The sequence below is a fragment of the Geothrix oryzae genome (assembly GCF_030295385.1).
GTDB classification, from domain to species: Bacteria; Acidobacteriota; Holophagae; order Holophagales; family Holophagaceae; genus Geothrix; species Geothrix oryzae.
On sequence record NZ_AP027079.1, the window covers coordinates 2,007,896 to 2,022,087 of the forward strand.

The following is a 14,192-nucleotide window of genomic DNA, read 5'->3' on the forward strand; positions in this document are numbered from 1 at the left end:
TATGCTCGCAGTCCTCCTCCTCTTCCTGCTTCCCATCGGGGGCGGGATCCCGGCCGGAGTGCTGCTGGCGCAGTCGAAGGGGCTGGGCTGGGGACCGACGGCGGGGCTGTACCTCGTGTCGGACCTGATCCTGGCCCTGGCCTTCGAGCCCGTGCTCCGGGGCCTGGTCTCCCTGGCCCGGCACAGTTCCTTCTTGGCCCGATTCGGCGCCGCCCTGAGGGCCGCCATGGCCCGCAGCGCAGCCCAGGTCGGCGGCCCGGGCATGGGGCCCATCGCCCTCGTCATGGTCGCGTTCGGGGTGGATCCCATGACGGGCCGCAGTGCGGCCCTGGCTGCGGGTCACGGTTTCCTGGCGGGCTGGGCCATCGCCATCGCGGGCGATCTGCTCTACTACGCCGTGGTGGCCCTCGCCACCCTGCGTCTCCATGCCTGGCTGAAGCATCCCGAAGCCACCGTCTGGATCATCCTCGCGGCCATGCTGCTGCTCCCGGCCCTCGTACGCCGGTTCCGCCCGGGGCGGCCCGCCGTCCCTGCCGCCGGGATCTGAACCGCCGGGGATTCGGCTACCGTGTCCTCTGACCCTGAGCGCCACCCCGCCCGCCGGAGACCGCCATGCGCCGCCTGAACCCGCCCTTCGCCCTGACCCTGAGCCTGGCCCTGAGCCTGGCCCTGAATCTGGCCTTGAGCTTGGCCAGCACCCCGGGCCGCGCCTTCGCGCCCCCACCCCCACCTTCACCCGCCTCACCCGCGCCCGCCCCCACACCCGCGGCGGTCCCCCTGCCCTCCGTGGCGCTGCCGCCGGACCTCGACCGCGTGCTCCGCGACTACGAGACGGCCTGGCAGCATCGCAATGCCGCGGCCCTGGCCGACCTCTTCGCCGAGGACGGCTTCGTGCTGGCCCAGGGCAAACCGCCGGTCCGCGGCCGGGCCGCGATCCGGGAGGCCTACGCCGATGCGGGCGGGGCGCTGTCCCTGCGCGCCCTGGCCTATGCCACCGAGGGGCCTCTCGGCTACATCCTCGGGGGCTTCACCCGCCGGGCCGGGGAGCCCGACGCCGGCAAGTTCGTGCTGACCCTCCGGCGCGGCGCCGGAGGCCGGTGGCTCATCGTGTCCGACATGGACAACCCCAATCACCCGCCCCGGCGGATGGGTCCGCCGCCGGAGGTGGTGCGATGACGCCGAAGGCCCGCGTGGCCGCCTGGGTCGAGGCCTTCAACCGCGGCGATGCCGATGCCCTGGCCGCGATGTACCACGCGGACGCGGTGAACCACCAGGTGGCGGAATCCCCGGTGGTGGGCCGGGAGGCGATCCACGCCATGTTCGCCCGGGAGTTCGCCGCCGCTGAGATGGTCTGCCTCGTGGAGAACCTCTTCGAGGACGGCGAGTGGGCCATCCTCGAGTGGCGCGACCCCCTGGGCCTGCGCGGCTGCGGCTTCTTCCGCGTGGTCGGCGGGCTGATCGCCTTCCAACGCGGCTACTGGGACAAGCTCAGCTTCCTCCGCCAGCACGGCCTGCCCATTCCGCCGAACTGAGGGCGGACGGCCATCCCGGGTGGTGTGGGATCCGCCGCGCCCCCCGCTCGATGCGGCTATGGTCTTCCTGCAGGAGTCGCCGGTGCCCACAGATCACGAAGAAGCCTTTGCCAAGGCCTTTCTCCCCTCGGAGAAGCGGGCGCGGTTCACCCAGCTCCTCGCCCAGCCCAAGCGGCGCAAGGAGGTCCTCGGCCAGCTGAGCCGCGGCCTGCCCTATCTGCCGGAATTCGCCTCCGAGGTGCCGGGGCCGAAGGACTTTCCCGAGGAACTGGAAAAGCTCCTCGCGGCCCGGGGCGCGGGTCCGACCTGCCATGTGATCGCCGATGGGCTGAAGGCCGATGGCCGGGAGCTGCCGCTGCGCGAGGCCCTGCGCCTGGTCTGTCTGCATGGACCCGGCGCCATCCTGTCGTGCATTCCGGGTCGCCTCGCCTACTACAAGCCGCAGTCCCCCGGACTAGGCATCCTGCTTGAGCGGCCGCGCCCCTGAGGCAGAGGCCGCGAGGACGGCCTGCTTCAGGTCGGGACGGATGGCGATGCGGGCGGCCTCGGCGCGGTCCAGGTCGGCGCGGGCCTGCGCATAGGCCCCGGCCTCCCACTGCAGGCTGATGAGGTTGTTCCAGGCGCCGCCGTGGGCGGGATCCGTCTGCACCGCCTGCCGGTACTGATCCAGCGCCTCGCTCCGGCGGCCCAGGCGGTAGAGGCAGTTCCCGTGCAGGAAGGCGTACTCCGCGGGGAGGCCGAAGGGATTCTCCCGGTCGTGGAGATGCCCCTTCCTCGCCTCGTAGTAGTCCAGCGCGTTCTGTTTGCTGCGGAACAGCGGAGCCGTGCACCCGCTGGGGTCGGCCCCCCGGGAGTAGAGGTTGTCCAGGCTGGCCCGCATGGCCTGCTCTTCCGCCTCCACCTGGGCCTTCATGGCCGCCATCTCGTCGCGGTAGAGGTGATCCAGTTCCGCCAAGCTCCGACGGGCGACCTCGAGGTGCCCCAGCGCTCCGGTGAAATCCTTCGCCTCGTAGGCCATCCGGGCCAGGAGGAAATGGGCCTCGAAGTGCTCCGGAACCTTCGCCAGGCAGGGTTCCAGCAGCCGCTGCGCCTCCCCGAAGCGGCGCGCGGCCACGGCGCGGCCCGCCTGTTCCACCGTGCCGTTCAGCGCGAGGTACCGAAGGAAGATCGAGGTGTCGCGGGCCTCCTGCGCCCGCAGGCCCGCGACGAGCAGGAGGCCCAGCAGGAGGGGGGAACATCGTCGAAGGGTCATGGCAGGCGACGGAACTCCAGTAGGGAAACGGCCCACTCCGCCAGTCTAGGCCCTTTTCATGGCCTGTCCCGGCCTCCGGCGGCGGCTCCGGCCGCCGGGATGGGCTTGGCGCCCTGCGGCGGCAGCGCTCGGTCCGGCGCCCGGCCCAGCGCCTGATGCACGAGATAGGCGGCGATCTCCCGGTGCGCCTCGTGGAGGTTCTCGGGGCTGGAGCGGAAGGCCTGGTCCCCCAGGCCCTGCCCGCCCCGACCGGCCAGCTGCACGGCGATCCGGTAGCCCTGGGCATCCCGGGCCAGGGTCCAGGTCAGTACCAGGTCGGCGTCCGCGGCCCCTCCGGCGGCCTGCGCGCCCCGGGGACCGGGCACCATTGGCGGGAGGACCCGCAGGTCCCGGGAGGCCGCCAGATCCTGCGCCACCTGGCGGCCCAGGGCCGAGGCGTAATAGTCCACGGCGGGATCCCCGGTGACATTCACCAGAGGGGTGAGAGCCACCGTCGGCGTGCGGGGGCGGAAAGCGCCCCAGACGAGGGCTCCCGCCCCGAGGAGGGCGAGGCCCAGCGCTCCGGCCATCCAGGCCTTGCCCGGCCCCCACCATCGGCGGGCGGGCAGGGCCAGACGCGGGGCCCAGCCCGAGTCCGGCCGGTGGACCGGCATGGGGAAGGAAGCCGAGGGGGGCCGGGGGTTCCCGGGCAGCGGCGTCACCCGGCCCACGAAGCGGTAGCCCTTCCGGGGCACGGTCTCGATGAACTGGGGCCGCTCGGCGGAGTCACCGAGGACCTGCCGGAGCCGCCAGGCGGCCGCATTGAGGCCATCCTCGAACCCCACATGGATGTCGCCGGTCCAGACCCGCTTCTGGAGCTCTTCGCGCCCCACCAGCTGCCCCGGCCGCTCCAGCAGGCAGAGCAGGAGCTTGAGGGGCTGCTCCTGGATGCGCAGGCAGGCCCCGGCCTTCCAGAGTTCGCCGGAGGTCGGGTCCAGCTCAAAGTCGCCAAAAGCCAAGCGGGCCATAGCTACCCCTTGGGGGTGGAGAAAGTATGGTGCCTCCGGGGTCATCTTCAAGCGCCATCCCCGGGCTAACGGCCGGCTAACGAGAGCGTCCATCAGCCCACACATGGAAAAAAGCGAGCATTCAACCCACCGTAAGTCAGCATTTCGGATTTCAGCCAGCGGTCATGGCGCGGTGAGGCGCCCCGGGCCAGGTTGACCTCCGCCGCAGCCCCTGGCTCGGCACCACCTGGCCCGGCCGGGCCCTTTCTCGGAGGTGTTCCATGTTCCGTCCCACCCATGCGCTGGTCGCCCTGGCAGCCCTCTCCACCGCCCTCGTCGCCGAGGATTTCGGTCCCGTGGTGAAGGCCGCGAACCTGATCTACCAAGGCAAGATCCACTACGGCGTGGTCTGCGATTACGGCCGCAGCCGCACCCAGGTGGCGGACCTCGAGCGGGCCCTGCCCAACGGCTCCGTCCTCACGGTGGTCGATGTCCGGCATCCCATGCAGGTGGGGGCGGCCGGTACCACCATCCTCCAGCGGGGCGTCGAGCTGCTCGCCCTCATGCCGAATGATCCGCTCATCCGCGATGGCTCCCCGCATGCCACGGCCCTGGTCCAGCGGGTCAACGGCACCATTCCGGCCTTCGGGACCCGCCCCGAGGCGCTGAAGAACGGCTGCGCCCTGGCCCTGGGCCAGGCCACCAACTGGGAGCTGATGATCAATCCAAAGATCCTCGATCCCGAGCTGAAGGGCACCATCGGCCCCATCGAGATCTCGCCCATGCAGCGCGGTGCCGGTCGAGGCGCCGCCACGCTCGACCAGGTGCTCCGGCACCGCTGAACTTCGTCCGGACCTGGGCGCGCCCCGCTTCGGCGGGGCGCGCTGCATCCGGGGTTCAACCGGAGGCCTCGGCGATCTTCCGGCGCAGATCTTCCAGTTGCACGCACAGGTATTCGGGCAGCTCTCCCCGGGCCTTGGCCCGGTCGAGCTGGCGCACCACGGCGGTGGTGGCCTCCCGGGTGGCCCGCAGGATGCCGGGGAATCGCGGGTGGCTGCGGAGCTTCTGCATGTCGGGATCCACCAGGAGCCAGTCCAGGGGCGGCGGGGCCCCCATGTCCAGGCTCTTCTGAAGCAGCCGGCAGGCCTCGTCGCGGAGGCCCACCCGCACCAGGCACGGGGCATTGAAGAGCACGGCGTTGCCCAGATCGATGGCCCGCGGCTTGGGCCCCAGCCAGTGGTCCAGGAGGGGCCCCGCCAGCGCCCGGGCCGCTTCCACCTGCCCGCGGTGAGCCGCCAGCAGGAACCGGGAGTTGGCGCGGAGCGGCCGGCCCGAGCGGGCCAGCTGCGCCTCCGCCTCATCCAGGCGCCCCAACCGCATCAAGGCGTAGGGCTTGACCGTGTCGTTGAAGAGCACATGCCCCGGTTCCCTCGGCAGGGCCCGCTCCACGATGACCAGCGACTCCTCCCCCCGCCCCATCCAGGCGAGGCCCAGGGCCACGAAGGCCGGCCCGGTGAGATCCATGGGATCCAGCTCCATGGACCGCCGCCCCCCCGCGATAAAGAGCCCCACGGAGCCCGGCCCGGACACGATGGTGGCCAGGGTGATGTGGGCCTGGGCCTGGTTCGGGGCGAGACAGACCCCCTTCACCGCGTATTCCACGGCCCGCTCGGGATCTTCCTGGCGCGCCTGGACCTGGACCGCCCCCAGGAGGCTCCAGGCCATGCCACAGCGCGGATCGACCTGCAGCGCCCGCCGGGCCCAGGCTTCCTCGACCCGCCGTTCAGCCTCGCCGGCCGGGGTGGGGCCCAGCTGGTAGGAGCGCCAACCGTGGAGGACCGCCAGCTGGGCGGCGGCGTCCGCCTGGTGCGGGTCCAGCCGGAAGACCTTCTCGAAGGCCGCGACCGCCCGCTTGAAGTCGTCGTCCTGCTGCAGGGCCCGGTAGCGGTACTGGAAGTGCTTCCCCTCCCCGAAAGCCAGCTCGGCTTCGGAGCTGGTGGTGGGTCGCGCCAACAGCGGCGCGCCTCCCGCCTCCTCCCGCAGGAGCGCCCGGGCCAGCGCTCCGGCCGCCTCCCGCATGAGGTCGTTGTAGGCGGCTTGGGTTCCCTGGTACTGGTGCCCCCAGCGCACCTTCCAGGTTCGGGTGTCCACCAGCTGCACATCGAGGATCAACCGCTTCGCCTGCTTGGTGATGGTGGTGACCACGAGGTGGTCCGCCCGGTAGGCCTCGGTGATCTGGGCCAAGTCGCCATGCCACTTGTCGACCTGGACGCTGGAGGGCGGTGATTTGGTGTCGAGGCCCTCCACCCCGGCCAGCAGCGTGGACAGGGAATTGGGCACCGCGTCCGTCAGGTAGGCGGCTTCACCGGTCCCCATGACCCGAGCCGGCAGGGCCAGCACGCTGGGGGACCGGGAGACCGCAGGGGCCGCTGAAGGCACCGGGGCAGCTGGCCCCCGGCGCCAGGCGTACAGCCCACTCGCCGTGGCCACCGCGCCCAATCCCAGGGCCACCCACAGGGTCCGCCGCCGGACCACGGATTTGATCTGGGGCCTCAGGTCCCAGGCGGGCCGGGGGCCCAGCTCCGTCCGGGCGGCAAACCGCAGGGCCTCGGCAAGGTCCAAGGCGCTCTTGAAGCGCTGGGAAGGCTCCTTCGCCAGACAGACCCGGAGAATCCGGCCCAGGGGCGAGGGGGGCCGTTCCGAGCCGGCGGGCGCCTCGGGTCGGCCCAGCCGGATCACCCGCATGGTCTCGTCCGGGGCGGCGCGGCGGAAGGGGTGGCCTCCCGTGGTCATCTCCCACAGGATCACGCCCAGGCTGAAGAGATCGCTACGGGCCTCCACAGCCTGACCCTGCACCTGTTCCGGGCTCATGTAGTCGGCGGTGCCCATCACCAGGCCCGCCTCGGTGAGCCCGCCGGTCGGCGCAGAGGCTCCCACGGCCCGCAAAGCCCCGGGGGGGAGGCTCTGCTCCTCGCGCCGTTTGGCCAACCCGAAATCGAGGATCTTCACATGGCCGTGGACCGTCAGCATCAGGTTCTCGGGCTTGAGGTCCCGGTGGATGATCCCCTTGGCATGGGCCGCCGCCAGGCCATCCGCCACGGCCGCGGCCAGTTCCGCGGCCTGGCGCCAGGGCAAGGGGCCGGCGGCCATCCGCTGGCGGAGGGTCTCCCCTTCCACGAGTTCCATGACCAGGTAGGGGCGCCCCAGGTGCTCCCCCACATCGAAGATCTGCACGATGCTGGGATGGGACAGGGCGGCCAGCGCGTGCGCCTCCCGCTGGAAGCGGTGCAGGCGGCCGGGATCCTCCGCGAAGGCCTCGGGCAGGACCTTGATCGCCACCTCGCGGCCCAGCTTCGGATCCCAGGCCCGGAACACCTCCCCCATCCCGCCCACGCCCAGGACGCCCACGATGTCGTAGGCGCCCAGGGTCGTGCCGGCCGCAAGGGACATGGGACCTCCGCACGCAAAGCGGGGGAGGGAAGCGACCCACTATACGGCCTGTCGGGTCACCATGCAGCCGTTTTTTTCCACCTCAAAAGTCGTGCCGGAGGCGACCCTTCACAGAGTCTTCATGTCCAGCACGAAGCGGTAGCGGACATCGTTCTTCAGCATGCGCTCGTAGGCCTCGTTCACCTGCTGGACGGGGATGAGCTCGATCTCGGAGACGATGCTGTGCTCGGCGCAGAAATCGAGCATCTCCTGAGTCTCCTTGATGCCGCCGATGAGCGAGCCCGTCAGCACCTTGTGGCCGAAGATGAGCGATCCGGCGGCCACGGGGGTGGGTTCCGGCGGCACGCCCAACAGCACCATGGCGCCCTCCAGGCGGAGGAGGCCCAGGTACTTGTTGTAGTCGTGGGGCGCGGAGATGGTGTCGATGATGAGGTCGAACTGGCCCGCCAGCCGCTTGAAGGTGGCGTCGTCCGAGGTGAGGCCGAAGTGGTGGGCGCCGAGCTTGCGGGCGTCGGCTTCCTTCGATTTCGAGGTGCTGAGCATGGTCACTTCGGCACCCATGGCGGCGGCCAGCTTCACGGCCATGTGACCCAGCCCGCCCAGGCCCACCACGCCCACCTTGTCCCCCTTCTTCGTGTTGAAGCGGCGGAGGGGCGAGTAGGTGGTGATGCCCGCGCAGAGCAGGGGCGCGGCCGCGGCAAGGTCGAGCTTCGGAGAGACCTTCAGCGCAAAGGCCTCGTCGACCACCACGCTCGAGGAGTAGCCGCCCTGGGTGGGGGTCTTCTTGTCCATCTCGAAGCTGTTGTAGGTGAAGGCGGCCCCCTTCTCGCAGAACTGCTCGAAGTGGCGCTGGCAGCTGGGGCAGGTGCGGCAGCTGTCCACCATGCAGCCCACGCCGGCCAGGTCGCCGGCCTTGAAGCCCTTTACATGGGCGCCCACGGCGGCGACGCGGCCCACGATCTCGTGGCCGGGCACCATGGGGAACTTCGAGCCGCCCCACTCGTCGCGCACCTGGTGGAGGTCCGAGTGGCAGATGCCGCAGTAGGCGATCTCGATCTGGATGTCGTGGGGCCCCACGGCCCTGCGCTCGAACTGGAAGGGGGTGAGCGGCGCCGAGGGAGAGGTTGCGGCGTAGGCTTTGGCGATGGCCATGGAAACTCCTTGAGGCAGGACATCCACTCTAGTCCATGGCCGCGGGAAGAACAGAAGGCACCCCGGGGTGCGTGGCATCCGGCCGGTGGGTTGGGCCATCCTGGAACCATGACGCCCCTGCTCACCCGCCGCCTGCTCATCCGCCCCTTCACCCTGGAAGACGCGCCCTTCATCCTGCGGCTGCTCAACGAACCCTCCTTCATCGAGCACATCGCCGACAAGGGCGTGCGCACGATCGATCAGGCCGAGGACTACCTGCGTCAGGGGCCCCTGGCGAGCTATGCCGCCCACGGCCACGGACTATGGATGGTGCAGGACCGGGGTGCGGGCACGCCCATGGGCATGTGCGGCCTCATCCGGCGCGAAGCGTTTCCCGAGGTGGACCTGGGCTACGCCTTCGTGCCGGAGTTCTGGGGATGCGGATATGCCCGCGAGGCCGCCGCGGCGTGTCTCGCCTACGCGCGCGAGGCCCTGAAGCTGCCGGGAGTTCTCGCCATCGTCTCACCCGGCAATGCGCCCTCCACCCGCCTGCTGGAAGCCCTGGGCTTTCGGTCCACGGGGAGCATGGCGTGGTCGCCGGGCGACGAGGTGGCCGTGTATCGCATCGCCCTGGATTGAGCCGACCTCAGTACACGGACTCGATGGGCCCGTCGGAAGGCGGTTCCTCCTGCCGGTGCAGCAGGATCAGGTACCAGCCCAGGGCCGCCAGCAGGGGCACCCGGGGGCTGAAGTGGCCCGCGGGCGTGACCTCGACCTCGGCCTGGACCCGATGGGGGCCCGGGCCCTCCTCGCCGTCGTCGCGCAGCTTGAGGGCGACCAGCACCTCCCCCCCGTCGCCGCGGAAGGACCAGGTGGCCGAGCCCAGGCCCTCGTGCCGCCACTGGAAGACGACCCCGTTGGTGAACCGGAGGCGGCCATGGCCCAGCAGGCCGGGACGGAACACGGCGAGGTCCAGATCCGATTCCTCCTCGCGCACGAGAATCGAGGGGCGGAGGAAGCCCGCCTGCTGGAAGGTCCATCGGCCCTCCTGGGTTTCGACGGTGCCGAGGGTCCGGCACGGCGATCCGAAGGACAGGGTCGCCAGCAGGTCCTCCCCGGCCCACAGCTCGTACCGGGGTTCGGCGGCCTGAGGTTCCTTCCATTCGAGGGATGATCGGATCGGGTCAGTGATCGTGTTCATGGCTCCCCCTCTCTCCAACGCTCCCGCCGGGCTCCCGCCGGGCTCCCGCCGGGCGCTCGCGGGAGGCGCTCCGCGCCGCCCCAAAGGTACGCCCCGGAACGAGGGGCGACATGGCAGCATCAAACGACTCCCGGAGGTTCCATGCCCCGCCCCGCCACCCTGCCCCTCATCGACTGGAAGGCCGTCTTCGACTCCGGCCAGGAGTACGCCGCCTGGCTGAGCGCCGCCGAGTCGACCGAGCAGGCCCACGAGATCGAGGCGCAGCGCCGGGCGCTCGTGCTGGATCCCACGGCGGCGGGCTTCCTGGCCACGCTGCCCGTCCCCGTGCATGTGGTGGCCATCGCCGAGGACTGGTGTGGGGATGTGGTGCGCCATGTGCCCGTGCTCCAGCGCATGGCCGAGGCCGGGCCCAACCTCCGGGTCCGCTACATCAGCCGGGAGCAGCACCCGGGCGTGTTCATCCGCTTCCTCACCAACGGCGGCGAGGCCATTCCCAAGTTCATCTTCCTGAGCGACCGCTTCGTGGAATGCGGGAACTGGGGACCCATGCCCGAGGCCTGCCGGGAGCTCATCGCCCGGGGCAAGGCCTGCGGGAATGTGGCCGCCGCGCGGAAGGAAGTCTCCGCCCGCTACGCCCAGGACACCGCCCGTCAGGAAGTGGTCGATGAGCTGCTGCACCTCACCGACATCGCCGCCAGCCAGGGGCGCTAGGCCAACCTTCAGATCGGCCTTCAGGTTGGCCTTCAGGCCGGATCCGCCGCTTCCGGGTGGACCGGCGCAGCGGCTCCGGCCTCGAGCCCGGCGGCCGCGGGGACCTGGGCCAGGAGCAGGCTGGCGCGCGCGTCCTCCGGATTCCGCGCCAGGATGGTCTCGTAGCAGCGGATGGCCTCGGCGGGAGCGCCCAGCTGGAGGTGCACCTTGGCCAGCCCGAGCAGGGCGGAACGGTCGTAGCCGGAGTCGAGGGCGCGGCGGAACAGGGCCGCGGCTCGGTCGCACCGCCCCAGCCGCGTGAAGCAATCCCCGGCCCGGCAGAGCACCTGCCGGTTCCCGGGATCGGTCTCCAGGATCTCGTCCCAGTAGGGCGCCGCCTCCTCGAAGCGGCCCTGTCCGCGCAGGGCGTCAGCCAACCCGAAGACCGCGTGGGCATTGTGGGGATCCAGGGCGAGGGCCTCGCGGAAATGGTGTTCCGCCCGATGGAAATCCAGTTTCCGGCGACACAGGTTCCCGGCCATGGTGCGGATGTTCAGCAGGCCCGGGGCGAGGGCCAGAAGCTGCTCCCAGCAGGCCAGCGCTTCCTCCGGGCGATGCGCCTTCTGGTGCAGGTCGCCGAGACCCATGAGGGCATAGCGGTCCCGCGGATCGTGATGCAGGGCGGCCTGGTAGTGGGCGGCGGCCCGCTCCAGCTGGCCGGCCCGTCGGCAGGCGTCCCCCACGCGGGTCTGGACGGAAACATCGCCCGGGTAGAGGACGAGGTAGCGGTCCCAGGTCTCGAGGCATCGCCCGGCCTCGCGGAGCCCGCGGTAGGCCTCGGCCAGTCCCCGCAGGGCCTGGGGATGGCGCGGATCCCGTTCCAGGGCGCGCAGGTAGTGCCCGCTCGCGGCCCGGAAATCCCGGGCCTTGGCGCTCGCGGCACCCGCCTCGATCCAACCCTGGAGGGTTCCGACCCCTTCGCCTGATTCAATCCACCCGAGTGTCATTTTATCCGCCCGAAAGCATGCTCAAGCATAGGTTGATTAGGTAAAAAATAAACATTGATAACTTGAACATCGTAAAAGAACCTGCTAGTTTTTGCCCTCGGCGACCATCTCGTTTCGGTTCGGTCGCCCCCCGGGGATCCATGAATCAGCGGACACCCTGCCTTCCCGAGCCAACCCCCGCGCAGATCCCCCTCCGCGGGCACCAGGATTCGCCTGGCCAGAGCTGGGTCGGCATCATGGAATCCATCAGTCCGGTCCTGCTGGTGGAGGATGATCCCGTCGCCCGCAAGTTCATCCGGATCACGCTTCAGAAGGCGGGCTTCAAGGTCCACGAAGCGGGCAGCGGCGAGGAGGCCCTCGACCTCTTCGAGCGCCATCCGACGCAGGTGGCCCTCCTGGATATCGGCCTGCCGGGCATGGATGGATTCGAGCTGTGCCAGAAGCTGCGGCAGCGGAGCGAGGCGGTCGCCATCCTCATCCTCACGGGACGGGGCGACGACTCTGACAAAGTCTCGGGCCTCGAACTGGGCGCGGATGACTACCTGGTGAAGCCGTTCGGCCCGGATGTACTTGTGGCGCGGATCAGGGCCGTGCTGCGGCGGTACGCACACCAGTCCCAGGTCTCGAACACCTTGTCCCTCGGCGATCTGCGCCTGGAATGTCTGACGATGAAGGTCTTCAAGGGTGGCCGCGAGGTGGATCTCACCCCCCGGGAATTCGCCCTGCTGGCCGCGTTCCTTCGGCACCCGGGCGAGGTGCTCACGCGGGAGCAGCTCCGCGATGAGGTCTGGGGCGAGCACCACTTCGGCAGCGCGAAGGCCCTGGATGTCTTCGTGTGCAAGCTGCGCGAAAAGCTCGAAGACGACCCCGCCCACCCGCAGCATTTCAAAACGGAGTGGGGCGTCGGATTCGTCTGCTGCTAGCGGGAAGGTCCCTCGCCAAGCCGAAGATCCGCGGTCGAGAGCCCGGTAGGCAAGAAGATATCAAATAAAGATAATAAACGATTTATATTGTTGTTTTTCATCGATTTTTTAATAAATCTTAACCTTTTCCGGTCTTGCCGGGCCCCCTTCACGGCCTCACCTTTAGACCTGTTCCAGTCACCTGCATCGGTCCGGTCAGGAACCTCAAAGCAACGCCCCAAAGGCTGCTGCGCCCGCATGAACCCGGGACTGCGTCCGCCAGTGGCCCGTATCACCCCGGAATCCCCCGCGTGGGGGCATCCGGGTTCCCCAAACATTGTCCGGCCAGGGCGGAATCCATCGCCCACCGGACGCTAGCCCCATATGGAGAATCATTCATGCGCAAGCTCATCGCCTTCGCGCTCGTCGCATCCCCGCTGCTGGCCCTCGATCCGGTCGGCATCGGCAACAGCGACACCGCCACCGCCCACTCCTTTGCCAAGATCATGGCGCCCGTCAAGGTCGTGTCCACCCAGGACCTGAACTTCGGATCCATCGTGCTGGATGAGCTCGGAAAGGCCGCCAGCGTGGAGCTGACCTTCAACACGCCGCCCAATGGCAACCCGTCCCTCACGGACAAGAAGCTCGTGAACTGCGGCTTCTACAACAAGACCGCGATGCCGACCGCAGCCTTCTTCCACTATCAGAGGGACAACAACTTCGGCGGCGGCGGCCCGAGCCTCCTGCCCGTCCCTGATGGCGATCCCAATGTGAGCATCGACATCACCGCCACCGATCTGATCGGCCCCCATGGGAAGGCCTGCCACTTCACCCCGAAGAACGACCTGCCCGTGGATTCCTGCCTCTACTTCGCCCCCAAGGAAGGCACCGCGGCCAAGCACTTCTCGGTGTTCGGCAAGCTGGACATCCCCTCGGATGCCATCCCCGGCAACTACGCCGGAACCATCACGGTGAAGGTCACCTACAACTGAGCCTCTGCGGCGTCAGGAATCCCCGGGGGCTGCGAGGCCGAACCTCGCGGCCCCCGGGTCGGCGCCGAAGGCCAACCACCCCACCGCCATGATGCCGAACCGACCTGCCCTACCCATCCTTCTTGGCTGCCTACTGGCGATCTCCTGGGTCGCCGGCGGCGGCCAATCGGTCGTTCCCCAAACGCCCGCGCCGTCTCCACCTGCCGCGCCACCCGCGCCGCCCCCTGCCGGTCAGCCCGTCAAGACCCCTTCGGGCATGCCGGCGCCCCGGCCCGGAGGCACCGGGGATCTCGCCATCTTCCCCACCCGCGTGGTGCTGGAGGGACGGGAGCGTTCCGCCGAGATCATGCTGCAGAACTGCGGGGTTTCGGCCGCCTCGTACCGGGTGAGCTTCAAGGAGATGGACATGCTGCCCGGCGGGAAGATCCAGGAGCGGGAACGGAAGCCAGGCGAGATCACGGCCGCGGATCTGGTCCGCTTCTCGCCCCGCCAGGTGGATCTCGCCCCTGGCGAGTCCCAGACGGTCCGCGTCCAGGTGCGCAAACCGGAAGGGCTCTCCGACGGCGAGTACCGATCCCACCTGCTGTTCCAGGCCATCCCCACCGCCGAGCCCCCGAAGCCTTCCGGCGAGGACCCCGAACAGAAGCTGAGCTTCAACATCACGCAGCTGGTGGGCATCTCCATTCCCATCATCGTCCGGCACGGACCGACCACGGCGAACATCACGCTCTCCGGATTCCGCTTCTGGCAACCGGATGTACCTGAGGCGCTTCCCGTCCTGAGCCTCATCATGGAGCGCACCGGGAATCGCAGCGTCATCGGTGAGTTCGCCGTCACGGTGGAATCCGGTGGCAAGTTCAAGAAAGGCGCCCGCATCAGCGAGCTGAAGGCGATCGCCATCTACGCGAACCTCGCCCGGCGGGAGGTCCACCTGCCCATGCAGCTTGGACAGAACGGCGGGCTCAAGGGGACCCGGGTCAAGGTCACCTTCACCGCCACCGACATGAAGCTTCCCCCCGTCTCGGCCTCCTTCGACATCGACCACTGAA

Annotated in this window: 16 protein-coding genes; 10 read left to right on the forward strand and 6 right to left on the reverse strand. The window is 69.6% G+C overall.

Annotated features, from left to right (window positions below; all coding sequences use genetic code 11):
• Position 1: 1 nt before the first annotated feature.
• The 4 genes from QUD34_RS09275 to QUD34_RS09290 all read left to right on the forward strand — a co-directional run bounded on the left by QUD34_RS09275 (position 2) and on the right by QUD34_RS09290 (position 2,019).
• Entirely contained in the window at positions 2 to 547 is a 546-nt protein-coding gene (locus tag QUD34_RS09275; RefSeq protein WP_286353415.1) for a hypothetical protein, read from the forward strand.
• Positions 548 to 612: 65 nt separating this feature from the next.
• Positions 613 to 1,176 carry a YybH family protein gene (locus tag QUD34_RS09280; RefSeq protein ID WP_286353416.1) on the forward strand — a complete coding sequence of 188 codons (564 nt, stop codon included), beginning with the start codon at positions 613 to 615 and terminating at the stop codon, positions 1,174 to 1,176.
• Complete coding sequence (locus QUD34_RS09285) at positions 1,173 to 1,532, forward strand: nuclear transport factor 2 family protein (protein ID WP_286353417.1); 360 nt, start codon at positions 1,173 to 1,175, stop codon at positions 1,530 to 1,532. The genes QUD34_RS09280 and QUD34_RS09285 overlap by 4 nt, the downstream gene beginning before the upstream one ends.
• 82 nt (positions 1,533 to 1,614) lie before the next feature.
• Positions 1,615 to 2,019 (forward strand): hypothetical protein, encoded by a 405-nt coding sequence (locus QUD34_RS09290; protein WP_286353418.1) that lies wholly within the window; start codon positions 1,615 to 1,617, stop codon positions 2,017 to 2,019.
• Here the strand turns inward: QUD34_RS09290 and QUD34_RS09295 are convergent.
• Both QUD34_RS09295 and QUD34_RS09300 read right to left on the reverse strand, forming a co-directional pair.
• Positions 1,987 to 2,784 carry a tetratricopeptide repeat protein gene (locus QUD34_RS09295; RefSeq protein WP_286353419.1) on the reverse strand — a complete coding sequence of 266 codons (798 nt, stop codon included), beginning with the start codon at positions 2,782 to 2,784 and terminating at the stop codon, positions 1,987 to 1,989. The two genes, QUD34_RS09290 and QUD34_RS09295, sit on opposite strands and share 33 nt — an antisense overlap.
• Positions 2,785 to 2,840: 56 nt before the next feature.
• Entirely contained in the window at positions 2,841 to 3,791 is a 951-nt protein-coding gene (locus QUD34_RS09300) for a winged helix-turn-helix domain-containing protein (protein WP_286353420.1), read from the reverse strand.
• A gap of 260 nt (positions 3,792 to 4,051) precedes the next feature.
• Here QUD34_RS09300 and QUD34_RS09305 point away from each other — a divergent pair, with 260 nt between their 5' ends.
• On the forward strand, positions 4,052 to 4,612 hold the full coding sequence (locus tag QUD34_RS09305) for a type 1 periplasmic-binding domain-containing protein (protein ID WP_286353421.1): 561 nt from the start codon (positions 4,052 to 4,054) through the stop codon (positions 4,610 to 4,612).
• A gap of 55 nt (positions 4,613 to 4,667) precedes the next feature.
• On the opposite strand, the gene QUD34_RS09310 is transcribed toward QUD34_RS09305, so the two are convergent.
• Together QUD34_RS09310 and QUD34_RS09315 are read right to left on the reverse strand one after the other, a co-directional pair.
• Complete coding sequence (locus QUD34_RS09310) at positions 4,668 to 7,220, reverse strand: protein kinase domain-containing protein (protein ID WP_286353422.1); 2,553 nt, start codon at positions 7,218 to 7,220, stop codon at positions 4,668 to 4,670.
• A gap of 108 nt (positions 7,221 to 7,328) precedes the next feature.
• On the reverse strand, positions 7,329 to 8,372 hold the full coding sequence (locus QUD34_RS09315) for an NAD(P)-dependent alcohol dehydrogenase (RefSeq protein ID WP_286353423.1): 1,044 nt from the start codon (positions 8,370 to 8,372) through the stop codon (positions 7,329 to 7,331).
• Positions 8,373 to 8,480: 108 nt separating this feature from the next.
• Here QUD34_RS09315 and QUD34_RS09320 point away from each other — a divergent pair, with 108 nt between their 5' ends.
• The gene (locus QUD34_RS09320) at positions 8,481 to 8,990 is read left to right on the forward strand and encodes a GNAT family N-acetyltransferase (RefSeq protein ID WP_286353424.1); all 510 of its coding nucleotides are present in this window, start codon (positions 8,481 to 8,483) and stop codon (positions 8,988 to 8,990) included.
• Between the two features lie 7 nt (positions 8,991 to 8,997).
• Here the strand turns inward: QUD34_RS09320 and QUD34_RS09325 are convergent, their stop codons facing one another.
• The gene (locus QUD34_RS09325) at positions 8,998 to 9,552 is read right to left on the reverse strand and encodes a hypothetical protein (protein WP_286353425.1); all 555 of its coding nucleotides are present in this window, start codon (positions 9,550 to 9,552) and stop codon (positions 8,998 to 9,000) included.
• 141 nt (positions 9,553 to 9,693) lie between these two features.
• Here QUD34_RS09325 and QUD34_RS09330 point away from each other — a divergent pair, with 141 nt between their 5' ends.
• Complete coding sequence (locus QUD34_RS09330; protein WP_286353426.1) at positions 9,694 to 10,263, forward strand: thioredoxin family protein; 570 nt, start codon at positions 9,694 to 9,696, stop codon at positions 10,261 to 10,263.
• A gap of 32 nt (positions 10,264 to 10,295) precedes the next feature.
• Here the strand turns inward: QUD34_RS09330 and QUD34_RS09335 are convergent, their stop codons facing one another.
• Entirely contained in the window at positions 10,296 to 11,249 is a 954-nt protein-coding gene (locus QUD34_RS09335) for a tetratricopeptide repeat protein (RefSeq protein ID WP_286353427.1), read from the reverse strand.
• Positions 11,250 to 11,389: 140 nt separating this feature from the next.
• Here QUD34_RS09335 and QUD34_RS09340 point away from each other — a divergent pair, with 140 nt between their 5' ends.
• From QUD34_RS09340 to QUD34_RS09350, 3 genes are all read left to right on the forward strand, one after another.
• On the forward strand, positions 11,390 to 12,172 hold the full coding sequence (locus tag QUD34_RS09340; protein ID WP_286353428.1) for a response regulator transcription factor: 783 nt from the start codon (positions 11,390 to 11,392) through the stop codon (positions 12,170 to 12,172).
• A gap of 377 nt (positions 12,173 to 12,549) precedes the next feature.
• The gene (locus tag QUD34_RS09345) at positions 12,550 to 13,143 is read left to right on the forward strand and encodes a DUF4402 domain-containing protein (RefSeq protein ID WP_286353429.1); all 594 of its coding nucleotides are present in this window, start codon (positions 12,550 to 12,552) and stop codon (positions 13,141 to 13,143) included.
• A gap of 256 nt (positions 13,144 to 13,399) precedes the next feature.
• Entirely contained in the window at positions 13,400 to 14,191 is a 792-nt protein-coding gene (locus QUD34_RS09350; RefSeq protein WP_286353430.1) for a fimbrial biogenesis chaperone, read from the forward strand.
• The last annotated feature ends 1 nt before the right edge of the window (position 14,192 follow it).

Coding starts and splice junctions, on each gene's coding strand:
- QUD34_RS09275 (WP_286353415.1), top strand. CDS start 2: ATGCTCGCAGTCCTCCTCCTCTTCCTGCTTCCCATCGGGGGCGGGATC.
- QUD34_RS09280 (WP_286353416.1), top strand. CDS start 613: ATGCGCCGCCTGAACCCGCCCTTCGCCCTGACCCTGAGCCTGGCCCTG.
- QUD34_RS09285 (WP_286353417.1), top strand. CDS start 1,173: ATGACGCCGAAGGCCCGCGTGGCCGCCTGGGTCGAGGCCTTCAACCGC.
- QUD34_RS09295 (WP_286353419.1), bottom strand. CDS start 2,784: ATGACCCTTCGACGATGTTCCCCCCTCCTGCTGGGCCTCCTGCTCGTC.
- QUD34_RS09300 (WP_286353420.1), bottom strand. CDS start 3,791: ATGGCCCGCTTGGCTTTTGGCGACTTTGAGCTGGACCCGACCTCCGGC.
- QUD34_RS09305 (WP_286353421.1), top strand. CDS start 4,052: ATGTTCCGTCCCACCCATGCGCTGGTCGCCCTGGCAGCCCTCTCCACC.
- QUD34_RS09310 (WP_286353422.1), bottom strand. CDS start 7,220: ATGTCCCTTGCGGCCGGCACGACCCTGGGCGCCTACGACATCGTGGGC.
- QUD34_RS09315 (WP_286353423.1), bottom strand. CDS start 8,372: ATGGCCATCGCCAAAGCCTACGCCGCAACCTCTCCCTCGGCGCCGCTC.
- QUD34_RS09320 (WP_286353424.1), top strand. CDS start 8,481: ATGACGCCCCTGCTCACCCGCCGCCTGCTCATCCGCCCCTTCACCCTG.
- QUD34_RS09325 (WP_286353425.1), bottom strand. CDS start 9,552: ATGAACACGATCACTGACCCGATCCGATCATCCCTCGAATGGAAGGAA.
- QUD34_RS09330 (WP_286353426.1), top strand. CDS start 9,694: ATGCCCCGCCCCGCCACCCTGCCCCTCATCGACTGGAAGGCCGTCTTC.
- QUD34_RS09335 (WP_286353427.1), bottom strand. CDS start 11,249: ATGACACTCGGGTGGATTGAATCAGGCGAAGGGGTCGGAACCCTCCAG.
- QUD34_RS09340 (WP_286353428.1), top strand. CDS start 11,390: ATGAATCAGCGGACACCCTGCCTTCCCGAGCCAACCCCCGCGCAGATC.
- QUD34_RS09345 (WP_286353429.1), top strand. CDS start 12,550: ATGCGCAAGCTCATCGCCTTCGCGCTCGTCGCATCCCCGCTGCTGGCC.
- QUD34_RS09350 (WP_286353430.1), top strand. CDS start 13,400: ATGCCGGCGCCCCGGCCCGGAGGCACCGGGGATCTCGCCATCTTCCCC.